This window comes from Nocardioides sp. ChNu-153 (genome assembly GCF_030466625.1).
Classification (GTDB): domain Bacteria; phylum Actinomycetota; class Actinomycetes; order Propionibacteriales; family Nocardioidaceae; genus Nocardioides.
Window position 1 is genome coordinate 473148 of sequence record NZ_JADEVT010000001.1, and the last position, 12092, is coordinate 485239.

13 protein-coding genes are annotated in these 12092 nt (G+C 75.5%); 6 read left to right on the forward strand and 7 right to left on the reverse strand.

Features of this window, described 5'->3' with window-relative positions:
• Window positions 1-5: 5 nt before the first annotated feature.
• From INN71_RS02315 to INN71_RS02325, 3 genes are all read right to left on the reverse strand, one after another.
• A complete protein-coding gene (locus INN71_RS02315; protein ID WP_277500225.1) occupies window positions 6-383 on the reverse strand; it encodes a hypothetical protein in 378 nt (125 codons plus the stop codon).
• On the reverse strand, window positions 380-2161 hold the full coding sequence (locus INN71_RS02320; protein WP_277500226.1) for a cell wall metabolism sensor histidine kinase WalK: 1782 nt from the start codon (window positions 2159-2161) through the stop codon (window positions 380-382). Before INN71_RS02320 ends, INN71_RS02315 begins: the two co-directional genes overlap by 4 nt.
• Window positions 2162-2331: 170 nt before the next feature.
• Window positions 2332-2811, reverse strand: a complete 480-nt coding sequence (locus INN71_RS02325; protein ID WP_277500228.1) for an EVE domain-containing protein — start codon at window positions 2809-2811, stop codon at window positions 2332-2334.
• A 58-nt stretch (window positions 2812-2869) separates the two neighbouring features.
• Here INN71_RS02325 and INN71_RS02330 point away from each other — a divergent pair, with 58 nt between their 5' ends.
• Window positions 2870-3553 carry a helix-hairpin-helix domain-containing protein gene (locus INN71_RS02330; RefSeq protein ID WP_277500230.1) on the forward strand — a complete coding sequence of 228 codons (684 nt, stop codon included), beginning with the start codon at window positions 2870-2872 and terminating at the stop codon, window positions 3551-3553.
• A gap of 7 nt (window positions 3554-3560) precedes the next feature.
• Here INN71_RS02330 and INN71_RS02335 read toward each other — a convergent pair whose 3' ends face one another.
• Window positions 3561-4190 (reverse strand): 3-oxoacid CoA-transferase subunit B, encoded by a 630-nt coding sequence (locus INN71_RS02335; protein WP_277500231.1) that lies wholly within the window; start codon window positions 4188-4190, stop codon window positions 3561-3563.
• 1 nt (window position 4191) lies between these two features.
• Window positions 4192-4974, reverse strand: a complete 783-nt coding sequence (locus INN71_RS02340; RefSeq protein WP_277500232.1) for a CoA transferase subunit A — start codon at window positions 4972-4974, stop codon at window positions 4192-4194.
• A 182-nt stretch (window positions 4975-5156) separates the two neighbouring features.
• Between INN71_RS02340 and INN71_RS02345 the strand changes: the two genes are divergently transcribed.
• The 3 genes from INN71_RS02345 to INN71_RS02355 all read left to right on the forward strand — a co-directional run bounded on the left by INN71_RS02345 (window position 5157) and on the right by INN71_RS02355 (window position 8362).
• Window positions 5157-5945, forward strand: coding sequence for an IclR family transcriptional regulator (locus tag INN71_RS02345; protein WP_277500233.1), 789 nt, complete (start codon window positions 5157-5159; stop codon window positions 5943-5945).
• Window positions 5946-6039: 94 nt separating this feature from the next.
• Entirely contained in the window at window positions 6040-7689 is a 1650-nt protein-coding gene (locus INN71_RS02350) for an FAD-binding dehydrogenase (RefSeq protein ID WP_277500234.1), read from the forward strand.
• A 133-nt stretch (window positions 7690-7822) separates the two neighbouring features.
• A complete protein-coding gene (locus INN71_RS02355) occupies window positions 7823-8362 on the forward strand; it encodes a DinB family protein (RefSeq protein WP_277500235.1) in 540 nt (179 codons plus the stop codon).
• A 28-nt stretch (window positions 8363-8390) separates the two neighbouring features.
• Here INN71_RS02355 and INN71_RS02360 read toward each other — a convergent pair whose 3' ends face one another.
• Window positions 8391-9164: an SDR family NAD(P)-dependent oxidoreductase gene (locus INN71_RS02360; RefSeq protein ID WP_301799390.1), complete on the reverse strand. Its 774-nt coding sequence runs from the start codon at window positions 9162-9164 to the stop codon at window positions 8391-8393.
• 93 nt (window positions 9165-9257) lie between these two features.
• On the opposite strand from INN71_RS02360, the gene mshA reads away from it, so the two are divergent.
• Window positions 9258-10511: a D-inositol-3-phosphate glycosyltransferase gene (mshA, locus tag INN71_RS02365; RefSeq protein WP_277500237.1), complete on the forward strand. Its 1254-nt coding sequence runs from the start codon at window positions 9258-9260 to the stop codon at window positions 10509-10511.
• 61 nt (window positions 10512-10572) lie between these two features.
• Window positions 10573-11070, forward strand: coding sequence for a YbjN domain-containing protein (locus INN71_RS02370; protein ID WP_301799691.1), 498 nt, complete (start codon window positions 10573-10575; stop codon window positions 11068-11070).
• Here INN71_RS02370 and INN71_RS02375 read toward each other — a convergent pair.
• Complete coding sequence (locus INN71_RS02375; protein ID WP_277500239.1) at window positions 11067-12032, reverse strand: DMT family transporter; 966 nt, start codon at window positions 12030-12032, stop codon at window positions 11067-11069. The two genes, INN71_RS02370 and INN71_RS02375, sit on opposite strands and share 4 nt — an antisense overlap.
• Between the last annotated feature and the right edge of the window lie 60 nt (window positions 12033-12092).

Here is a 12092-nt window from a genome sequence, read left to right on the forward strand (position 1 = left end):
GGACGTCAGGAGCGCGGGCCCGTGCTGCCGCCGCGGTCGAGCTCGGCGGTCGTCATCGCGCGCAGCGCCCCGGTGTCGCCGTCGAGGACCGCGCCGTGGCGGGCGCCGGCGTCGTCGCGCCACACGATGTCGACCCGCGCGTCGATGGGGCGCAGCAGGAGCACCAGCTGGCCGTCGCCCTCCTGCAGGCTGCGGGCCCGCACGTCGGAACCCGGGTAGAGCGCGGTGCGGGGGTGGGGGAGGGCGACCACGTCGTGGACCGTGCCGTGCCCCGCCCAGCTGACGTGGTGGCTGCGGTGCTGCTCGTCGCCCTGCGCGGAGCTGCGGACGACGAGGTGGCCCGGTCGTCGGACCTCGCCGTGACGTTCGTGCGTCAGGTTCACGGGGTGCGCTCCTGGGGCAGGCGGATCGTGGCGGTGGTCCCGGCGCCGGGGGCGCTGTCGAGCTCGATGGTGCCGGCGTGCGCGGCGACGACGCGCTGCGCGACGGGCAGGCCGATGCCGAGGCCCTGGGTGGCGCTGCGGCGGGCCCGCTCGGTGCGGTAGAAGCGCGTGAACGCCTGGCGCGCCTCCGCCGGGGTCATGCCGTCACCCGTGTCGCGCACGGCCACCACGGCGTCGGGGCCGTTGGGCCCGTCCTCGCGGCGCACCGTGATGGTGACGCAGCCGCCGTCCGGGGAGTGCTTGACGGCGTTCGACACGAGCTGGTCCACGGCCTGCGCCAGGCGGGGCTGCGCCAGCACGCGCACCGGCGCGGGTGGTACGTCGAGGCGCAGCGTCGTGCTGCGCTCGGCCGCCAGCGCGCGGTGGCGGTCGTGCGCCTGGCGGGCCAGGTCGGCGAGGTCCGTCGGGCTGCGGTCGCCACCGACGTCGGCGAGGTCCTCGCGGGACGCCTCCAGCAGGTCGTTGATGCGTCCCATGAGGACGGCGGCGTTGCGGCGCGCGGAGTCGACCGAGCGCACCAGGCGCGGGTCACCCGGGCGGTGGCCGCCGTTCTCCAGCGCCTCGGCGAGCAGCTCGTTGTGGCCGATGATCGAGGTGAGCGGCGTCCGCAGCTCGTGGGAGACGGTCGAGAGGAACCGGTCGCGCACCTCCACCGCCTCGGTGAGCTCGGTGACGTCCCACGCAGCGACGACGGACCCGAGGTGCACCGGCGGCTCGTCGGCCCGCTCGTCGGCCGCCCCCGAGCCGGGACCCGTGCCCGTGCCGGGGAGGGGGCCGCGGTGCTGCCCGCCGCCGGAGGGGGCGCGGCCCTCCCACAGCTGGTGGCAGGAGGCCATCATGGCCCGCTGGTCGCCGGGCGGACCGACCCAGTAGAGCCGGCCGGGCTCGTCGTCGCCCCGTCGGGCCCGGGCGACGATCTGCTCGCGGGCCGGGACCGGGGTGACGCGGTCCTCGTAGAAGACGCGGTGGGGGGAGCCCGGGGGCGGACCGACGGGGACGGGCTGGCTCGCGTCGTACCCCGCGAGCGCCGCGAGGTGCCGCGCGTAGGGGTTGAGCAGCGCGGGGCGGCCGCGGTCGTCGAGGTAGCAGACGCCGGCGTCGATCACGCCCGTGACGCGCTCGGCGACGAGCAGGCGGTGCCGCGCCAGGTCGAGCTGCTCCCGCAGCGCCGCCCGGGAGGCGAGGAGGTCGTCCTGCTTGCGCTGCAGCAGCATCGCCAGCGAGCGGGCGGTCACGACCACCGCGATCGTCACCACGGGGAACAGCGAGGCCTGCACCCAGGCGAGGCCGGTGGACAGGCCGGTGCCGGGACCGACGAAGGTCCAGGCGCTCTGGGCGAACGCCCCCGCCAGCGCGAGGACGATGCCGCGCCCCCCGAACTCGAACGCCAGCCACGTCAGCGGCAGCACCGAGAGCAGGCCGATCGAGCGGAGGTCGCCCAGGTCGAGGCGCAGCACCACGGTCGCCAGCAGGGTGGCCGCGGGCACGACGATGCGCCAGGCGAGGCCCCAGCGCTCCCACGGCGCGGCGAGGGCGGCGACGGAGGCCGCGGCGACGAGGGCGAGGGAGAGGACGATGGGTGTGCTCGCCAGGAGGTGCGGGGCCGTCAGGGCCAGGGCGGTCGCCAGGTAGGCCGTCAGCAGCAGCGTGGGCAGCTGCCAGACGACGAACACGCGCACGCGTCCGCGCAGCGTCACATCACGTTCCGGTCCGAGCACCCGAGTGTCCTTCCATCTCCACGCACCGCGCGTGGGAGGGAACAGTCCACACCAGGAACGGGATGACGCCACCGTGCTTGTGGACAACCACCGCACAACTTGTGGCGGTGCAGAAGCGGTCTTCAGCAGGGCGCGGGAGGCGGCGCCGCAGCGCCGGGGTCCTCGCCAGACTAGGGCTTCGCGGCGCCCCTGTCCGACGATCCGGCGGGCCAGGCCGGCAGCAGCGGGACCAGCACGGCGAGCTGCTCGCGGGACACCCAGGACGGGTTGGAGCCGGCGGGCATCCGCAGCACCTCGAGGTCGCCCGCGCCGGCGGCCCGGACCTCCTCGGCCGGCACGCCGTCCGGCAGGAGCGGTACGTCGAGCCCGACCTCCGGGCGTCCGTCACCGTCGCGGGGGCGCACGGCGGCGGTCACGTTCCCCAGCCCCCAGATGCCGCGCGTCAGCAGCCGCCCGTCGCCGGACACCCAGAGGAGCACCCGGTCGCCCGGCGCCATCATCCGGCCGCGGTAGTTGTCGCTGACGCAGCGCCTCGTCACCACGAGCGGTACGCCGCCCCTCGCCGCCGCGACCAGGTCGGGGTTCGCGCGGGGGTCGGTCTTGACGAGCCACGCGCCGAGCGTCGCGGGGGTGATGCGGGCGGTGGCCACGCTTCGTTCCTACCAGGACCGGGCATGAAGACCGCTCGGAAGGGGAAGGAGAGCAGCCGTGAGCAACGGCAGGAACACCACCCTCGTGAGCTGGCTGTGGGCGCTCGTGCCCGCTGTCACGCTGGGCCTCGGCACCCCGGCGATCATGGCCCACGCGGCGGTCAAGAAGCGCAGCCGGGCGCAGGCGGTCGCCGTCGCGGTCTACCTGGCCGCGGTCGCGGCGCTGTTCGGCGTCGACCGTGATCGGGGCGGCCTCGATGCTGCCCTGTTCACGGCGGCGATGGTCGTGCTCCTGTTCGTGGGTCTGGCGCACGCCGTGGCGATCCGGGCGTGGGTCTTCGCGGACGACAGTCCTGCGGTGTCCCGCTCGCAGCCGTCGCCCGTGCTCGAGCAGCAGGCCGCGGCGGTCGCCGTGCACCGGGAGACGGTAGCGGCACGGGAGACGGCCCGGCACCTGATGGACGACCAGCCCGCGCTCGCGCACGAGCTGCGGATCGGACGCCCCGATCTCGTCGGCCGGACGTTCCCCGACGGTGGCCTCGTGGACGTGAACCGCGTCGACGCCCGCACCCTCGCGCAGCACGCCCACCTGCCCCTGCCGCTGGCGGAGCAGGTGGTGGCCGTGCGGGACGGCATCGGCGGGTACGGGTCGTTCGACGACCTCGTCGCGCTCTCCGGCGTCCCCCCGCACGAGCTCGACCCCGCCCGGGGCGTGCTGGTCTTCAGCCGCCGCCTCGGGTGACGCGGGCTCAGGCCAGCAGGTCGGGCTCCGTCTTGGCGCGGACCTCGGCCTCGTCGACGCCCGGCGCGAGCTCGACGAGGCGCAGGCCGTCGGGGGTGACGTCGATGACGGCGAGGTCGGTGATGATGCGCTGCACGACGCCGCGGCCGGTGTAGGGCAGCGAGCACTCCCGCACGATCTTGTAGGACCCGTCGCGCGCCACGTGCTCCATGAGCACGACGACCTTCGCGGCGCCGTGGACGAGGTCCATCGCGCCGCCCATGCCCTTGACCATCTTCCCGGGGATCATCCAGTTGGCGATGTCGCCCGCCTCGGACACCTGCATGGCGCCGAGGATGGCGGCGTCGACCTTGCCCCCGCGGATCATGCCGAAGCTGGTCGCGGAGTCGAAGTAGGACGCGCCCCGCCGCACCGTCACCGTCTCCTTGCCGGCGTTGATGAGATCGGGGTCGACGGCATCGTCGGTGGGGTAGGCGCCGACGCCGAGGATGCCGTTCTCGCTCTGCAGCACGAGCTCGACGTCGTCGGGCACGAAGTTGGGGACCCGGGTCGGCAGGCCGATGCCCAGGTTCACGTAGGAGCCGTCGTGCAGCTCTCGGGCCGCGCGGGCCGCCATCTCGTCGTGGGTCCAGCCCATGTCAGGCCTCCTCGCCGCTCGCGCGCACCGTGCGCTTCTCGATCCGCTTGTCCGCCGCCTGCTCGGGGGTCAGCGGCACCACCCGGTGCACGAAGACGCCCGGGAGGTGCACGTGGTCGGGGTCGAGGTCGCCGGGCTCGACGAGCTCCTCGACCTCGGCGATCGTCACCCGGCCGCACATGGCGGCCAGCGGGTTGAAGTTGCGGGCCGAGCGGCGGAACACGAGGTTGCCGTGGCGGTCGCCGCGGGCGGCCCGCACCAGGGCGAAGTCGGCGACGATCGCCTCCTCGAGCACGAACTCCTTCTCGCCGTCGGTCGTCTCGAAGACCTGGGTCTGCTTGGCGGGCGAGGCCTTCACGACGTTGCCGTCGGCGTCGTAGCGCCAGGGCAGGCCCCCGTCGGCCACCTGGGTGCCGACGCCGGTGGCGGTGAAGAACGCGGGGATGCCCGAGCCGCCCGCGCGCATCCGCTCCGCCAGGGTGCCCTGGGGCGTGAGCTCGACCTCGAGCTCGCCGGAGAGGTACTGCCGCGCGAACTCCTTGTTCTCCCCGACGTAGGAGGCCACCATCCGCCGCAGCCGGCCCGCTCCGAGCAGCAGGCCGAGGCCCGCGTCGTCCACGCCGGCGTTGTTGGAGAACGCCTCCAGCTGGTCCACGCCCGTGGCGAGCAGTGCCTCCAGCAGGACGGTCGGGATCCCGCAGAGGCCGAAGCCCCCGACGGCGATGCTCGACCCCGACCCGATGTCCGCGACCGCCTCAGCGGCCGAGGCGACGACCTTGTCCACCCGGCTCCTCCTGCCCTCGTCCTGCCCTCGTCCTGCTGCGTCCGTCCGGTGTCGCCCGAGCGACCCGTCCGCGAGTCCACCGCTGGGCCCGCACGGGGTCAAGCGACCGGTCGGGACTGCTCGCCGGGTGACCGCCTCTCGCTGGACGCGTCCACTGAGCGGACGCGTCGTACGATCCCGTCGTGAGCGAACCCCTGGGCATGGTCGGGCGCACCGCGGCCGTGCTGCGGGCGCTCGCCGAGCTCGACGCCGCGGGAGCCCGCACGGCCGACCTCGCCCGGGCCGTCGGGCTGCCGCGCCCGACGGTCCACCGGCTGCTGAGCGCGCTGCTCGAGGAGGGGTTCGTGGACCGCGCGGCCGGGAGCGGCCGCTGGCACCTCGGGCCGGAGCTGTTCGTGCTGGGCGCGGCGGCGGCACGTCGCTACGACGTCGCCCAGGTGGCCCACCCCGCGGTGCGGCGCCTCGCCGAGGTGACGGGGGAGAGCGCCTTCTTCTCGGCGCGCCGCGGCGACGACACCGTCTGCCTGCTGCGCGAGGACGGTGACTTCCCCATCCGCTCCCACGTGCTCGTCGAGGGTGCACGGTTCCCGCTCGGGGTCGTCTCGGCGGGGCTCGTCGTGCTCGCCCACCTGCCCGACCGCGAGGTGGAGGACTACCTCGCCCGCGTCGACCTCGCCCCCCGGTACGGCGCGCCCCACGCCCCCGAGGCGTTGCGGGCCCGCATCGCCACCACCCGGGCCGACGGCTACGCCACCAACCCCGGGCTCATCGTCGAGGGCAGCTGGGGGCTCGCCGCCGCGGTGTTCGACGGCGCGGGTCGCCCGGCGTGGGCGCTGACCCTCACGGGGATCGAGGCCCGGTTCGCCCCCGCCCGGCGCCGCGAGCTGGGCGCCCTGCTGCTGCGCGAGGCCCACGCGCTCGGGACCCGGCTGAGCGCCGGCCCCGCTCGCACGCCCGTCCCCGACGCCTGACGCGCCCCCGGCGTACCGCCCCGCGGGGACGCCCGGTGCGCCATCATGGGCGCGGCCGACCGGGAGGTGCCCGGCCGGGGGAGGGAGCCCACCCGTGCGCACGGACGTCGTCGTCGTCGGAGCCGGCCTGGCCGGACTGGTCGCCGCGGCGGAGGCCGCCGACGCGGGCCGCTGGGTCGTGCTGGTGGACCAGGAGCCCGAGCAGTCGCTGGGCGGCCAGGCGTTCTGGAGCCTCGGCGGGCTCTTCCTCGTCGACAGCCCGGAGCAGCGGCGCATGCGCGTGCGCGACTCCGTCGACCTCGCGCTGCAGGACTGGATGGGCTCCGCGCAGTTCGACCGTGAGGAGGACCGCTGGCCCCGGGCCTGGGCGGAGGCCTACGTCGACTTCGCCGCGGGCGAGAAGCGCTCGTGGCTGCGGGCGATGGGCCACCGCATCTTCCCGGTGGTGGGCTGGGCCGAGCGCGGCGACGGGCGGGCCGAGGGCCACGGCAACTCGGTGCCGCGCTTCCACATCACGTGGGGCACGGGCCCGGGCGTCGTCGCGCCGTTCGAGCGGCGGGTGCGTGAGCACGTGGCCACGGGCCGGCTCAAGCTCGCGTTCCGGCACCGCGTCGACGAGGTCGTCGTCGAGGGCGGTGCGGCGGTGGGCGTGCGCGGGCGCACCCTCGCCCCGGACGACGTCCGGCGCGGCGGCGCCTCCAACCGCGACGAGACCGGCGACTTCGAGATCCGCGCGCAGGCGGTCGTCGTCACCAGCGGCGGCATCGGCGGCGACCACGACCTCGTACGGCGCAACTGGCCGGCCCGCCTCGGCGAGCCGCCCGCGTCGATGGTCGCCGGTGTCCCGGCCCACGTCGACGGCCGGATGCTCGGCATCACGGAGGCGACGGGCGCCCGCGTCGTCAACCCCGACCGCATGTGGCACTACGTCGAGGGCATCCGCAACTGGGACCCGATCTGGGCGAACCACGGCATCCGCATCCTGCCCGGCCCCTCCTCGCTGTGGCTCGACGCGAACGGCGACCGGCTGCCCGCGCCGTACCACCCCGGGTTCGACACCCTGGGCACCCTGCGCCACCTGCGCTCCACCGGCCACGACCACTCGTGGTTCGTGCTGACGCAGAAGATCATCGAGAAGGAGTTCGCGCTCTCGGGATCCGAGCAGAACCCCGACCTCACCGGCAAGGACCTGCGGCTGCTGCTCAAGCGTGTCACGCCCGGCGCCCCGGGCCCGATCGAGGCGTTCAAGGAGCACGGCGAGGACTTCGTCGTGGCCGACGACCTCACGACCCTCGTCGCCGGCATGAACGAGCGCAACGGCACCGCCCGCATCGACGAGACCGCCCTGCGCCGCCTCGTCGAGCAGCGCGACCGCGAGATCGAGAACCCGTACACGAAGGACGCCCAGATCACCGCGCTGCGGGGGGCGCGGGGCTACCTGGGTGACAAGCTCGTCCGCGTCGCCTCCCCCCACCGCCTCCTCGACCCGGCGGCGGGTCCGCTCATCGCGGTCCGCCTGCACGTGCTGACGCGCAAGAGCCTCGGCGGGCTCGAGACCGACCTGCGCGCCCGCTGCCTCACCGCGTCGGGCGCCCCCCTGCCGGGCCTGTACGCCGCGGGCGAGGTGGCGGGCTTCGGCGGCGGCGGCATGCACGGCTACAACGCGCTCGAGGGCACGTTCCTGGGCGGCTGCCTCTTCTCGGGGCGTACGGCGGGGCGCGCCGCCGCCGCCGACGTGCGCTGAGGCGACGCCCCCGGGGAGCGGTCGCGACGACGTCGGGAAGGCGGACCGCCACGGTCCGCCACCGGCGCTAGCGTGCGGGCATGGACACCACGAAGGATGTGCTGCACGCTACCTGCGCTCGCACCGCGAGGCGGTGCTGTGGAAGCTCGAGGGACTGCCCGAGCGCGACCAGCGCTGGCCCGCGACCCCGTCGGGCACCAACCTGCTCGGTCTCGTCAAGCACCTGGCGTTCACCGAGGCGGGCTACTTCGGGCTCGTGTTCGGACGCCCGCCGCACTGGGCGCCCCAGTGGGTGCTCGACATCGCCACGGGGGCCGACGAGGAGCCCAACTCCGACATGTGGGCGCGCCCCGACGAGTCGCCCGAGGAACTGGTCGCCCTCTACCGCCGGATGGCGTCCCACTCCGACGACACCATCGCCGCGCTCCCGCTCGACGCCCCGGGTCGGGTGCCGTGGTGGGGCGAGCAGGGCGACACGACGCTGCACCACGTGCTCGTCCACATGATCGCGGAGACGGCGCGGCACGCCGGGCACGCCGACGTCGTCCGGGAGGGCATCGACGGGGCCCGCGGCCTGGCCGCCGGCAACGACAACCTGCCGGACGCCGACGAGGCGTGGTGGGACCGCTACGTCGACCGTCTCCGCGACGTGGCGCAGGCGGCCGACGGCTGAGCGCCGCCCGGCGCCGGCAGTTGGCCCCTCAGGCGCCGGGCGCCACGCGGTGCACCTTGTGCTGCGCCGCCTGGGCGCGGGGCCGGATGACGAGCTCGTCGATGTTGACGTGGCTCGGGCGCGTGACGACCCAGCCGATGGCGTCGGCGACGTCCTCGGCGACCAGCGGGTCGGGCACGCCGGCGTACACGCGGTCGGCGGCCTCCTGGTCGCCGCCGAAGCGCACGAGGGAGAACTCGGGCGTGTGCACCATGCCGGGCGCGACCTCCGTGATGCGGACGGGCTCGCCGACGAGCTCGAGGCGCAGGGTCTGCGTGACGACCTTCGTGCCGTGCTTGGCGGCGGTGTAGCCGGCGCCGCCCTCGTAGGCCACCCGGCCGGCGGTCGAGCCGACGTTGACGACGACGGCGTCGCCGCTGGCCCGCAGCGCGGGCAGCAGGGCCTGGGTCACCTGCAGCAGGCCGACGACGTTGACGTCGTACATCGCGCGCCACTGCTCCGCGTCCGCCCGCTCGACCGGGTCGGAGCCGAACGCCCCGCCGGCGTTGTTGACGAGCACGTGCACCACGTCGCCCGCGGCCCGGGCGAGGTCGGCGACCTGGGCGGCGTCGGTGACGTCGCAGGCCACCGCGGTGCCGTCGATCTCGGCGGCGAGCGCCTCGACCCGCTCGGCGCGCCGGGCGGCGCACACGACGTGGAACCCGGCGGCGGCCAGGGTGCGGGCGGTCGCCGCACCGATGCCGCTGCTGGCTCCGGTGACGACGGCGGTACGGCGGGTGGCGGGGGCGCTGGGCGTGGACATGCGCCCAGTCTGACCGACCTTGGGGCCGGGGTGGACAATGGGCGGCGGTGCCCGGTCCCCGACGTGGGGCGGGCCGAGGCGAGGAGGTGCCGGGTGAAGCGGGTCGCGATGGTCAGCCTCCACACCTCGCCGCTCGACCAGCCCGGCACCGGCGACGCCGGCGGCATGAACGTCTACGTGCTCGAGCTCGCGCGCCGCATCGGCGCCCTCGGCGTGGACGTCGAGGTGATGACGCGGGCGACGTCGTCGCGCCAGCCCGCCGTCGTGGAGGTGGCCGAGCACGTCCGCGTCAGCCACCTCGTGGCCGGCCCCTACGAGGGCATGGACAAGGCCGACCTGCCCGCCCAGCTGTGCGCCTTCGCCCGCGAGGTGCTCCGGCAGGAGGCCGAGGCGCCCCGCGGCCACTTCGACGCCGTCCACACCCACTACTGGCTGTCCGGCCAGGTCGGGGCCCTGGCCCGCGACCGGTGGGACGTGCCGCTCGTGCACTCCATGCACACGATGGCGAAGGTCAAGAACGCCGCGCTCGCGGCCGGCGACCGCCCCGAGCCGGCCGTGCGCGTCATCGGGGAGGAGCAGGTCGTCGACGCGGCCGACCTCCTCGTGGCCAACACCGTCCGCGAGGCCGACGAGCTGGTGAGCCTGTACGGCGCGGCGCCCGAGCGCGTGCAGGTCATCCACCCCGGTGTCGACCTCGGACGCTTCCGTCCGCAGCACCGCGCGAGCGTCCGCGCCGCGCTCGGGCTGCCGCGCGACGCCCGCGTCGTGCTCTTCGCCGGCCGCATCCAGCCCCTCAAGGCGCCCGACGTGCTGGTGCGCGCCGTGGCCCGCCTGCTCGCCGACGACCCGGCCCTGCGCCCCGGTCTCGTCGTCCCCATCGTCGGCGGTCCGTCGGGCTCGGGGCTGGCCCGCCCGGAGGCCCTGGCGCAGCTGGTCGGCGAGCTCGGGCTCGACGACGTCGTCCGGTTCGTGCCGCCGGTCGGCCAGGCCGAGCTCGCGTGGTGGTACGCCGCCGCCGATCTCGTGGCCGTGCCGTCGTACAACGAGTCGTTCGGCCTCGTCGCGCTCGAGGCCCAGGCGACCGGTACGCCGGTGGTCGCCGCCGGCGTCGGAGGCCTGACGACGGCCGTGCGCCACGGCGAGAGCGGCTGGTTGGTCGACACCCACGAGCCGGGCGACTGGGCCGCGGTGCTGCGCCGCCTCCTGCGCGACGACGCCGCGCGCCTCGCGCTGTCGGCGGGAGCGCTGGAGCACGCCCGCGGGTTCGCCTGGGAGCGGGCCGCGGAGGCCACGCTGGCGGCGTACGAGCACGCGCGTCGCACGATGCGCGTGACGGCAGGACGGTGACCCGGTGAGCGAGCTGGACGAGCAGCAGCCCGAGCCCGACGTCGACGAGGGGGCCCGCGCGCTGGTGCGCGCCTACCTCGAGGCGGGCGGCATCGAGCACGACGAGCAGGTCCCCGGCGTCTTCTCCCTCTCGCTGCCCGGCGAGCGCAAGCTGACGATCCCGGTGCGCCTCGACGTGGGCCGGCACGCGCTGGGGGTGCACGCGTTCGTGTGCCGCAACCCCGACGAGAACCACGAAGGCGTCTACCGCTGGCTGCTGCAGCGCAACCTGCGGATGTACGCCGTCGCCTTCGCCGTCGACCGCACCGGCGACATCTACCTCGACGCGCGCCTGCCGCTGGAGGGGCTCGGCGAGGAGGGGCTCGACCGCCTGCTCGGCTCGGTGCTGACCTACGCCGACGAGTCGTTCAACACGATCCTCGAGCTGGGGTTCGCCACCTCCATCCGCCGCGAGTGGGAGTGGCGCATCGAGCGCGGGGAGTCGACCCGCAACCTCGACGCGTTCCGGGGCTGGCTCGAGCAGGGCCCCGACACCGACGCCGGCGCGCGGCGCGGCTAGGACCCTGCAGCGGCCGGCCGCGGCCGGCGCCGGGTCAGCAGCACGCCGCCGATGCACAGCGCGCCGCCGAGGAACGCCAGCGGCGGGGGCACCTCGTCGAGCGCCACCCATGCGATGCCCGCGGCGAGGAACGGCACGAGGAACGTCGTCAGCGCCATCGTCGAGGCGTTGGTGCGCGACAGCGCGTAGGCCCAGGTGCTGAACGCCAGCGCCGTCGGGAACAGCCCGAGGTAGACGATCCACACCACGGTGTCGACCGACGAGTCGCCCAGCATCGTCACGAGGTCGCCGGCCCAGGGCAGGCACACGGCCGCGCCGATCGCGCAGGCCAGGAAGGTCACCTCCAGGGCGCCCGCGTGGGCCAGCACGGGCTTCTGGCTCAGCACCCCCACGGCGTAGGTCAGCGCGGCGACGAGGGCGAGCAGCACGCCGCCCAGGTCACCCGTGCCGTGGCCCGAGGAGGCCTGCGCGATGACCACGACGCCCGCGAAGCCCACGACCATGCCGACGACGAGCCACCGGTGGAGCACCTCGCCGAGGAACACGGTGGCCAGCAGCGCGACGAGGATCGGGCCGACCTGCACCACCAGGGCGGCGGTGCCGGCGTCGATGCGCCGCTCCGCGGCGTTGAGCGCCACGTTGTAGACCCCGAACCAGGCGACGCCGCAGAGCAGCAGGACGGGGAGGTGCCGGCGTACCGGCCAGCGCAGCGAGGAGCGGCGGCGCAGCAGCAGGAGCGCCCCCAGCACCAGGGCGGCGACGAGCAGCCGGCCGAGCGACAGGGCGCCCGGCGAGACGGACTCGCCGAGGTGGCGGATCGCCACGAAGGCCGAGGCCCACAGCACCAGCGTCACGGCGCCGGCGGCCACCGGCAGCCAGGGCCGCTCCGTCGGGCGGGGCGTGACGTCGTCGGGCGCGGGGGCCGGGGCGGGGGCCGCGGCGGGCGGGGGAGTGCTGCTCACCCCCGCACGCTAGGGCACCCCGCCGACCCGGCGACACTGGGTTTCCTGCCGGGCCGCGAC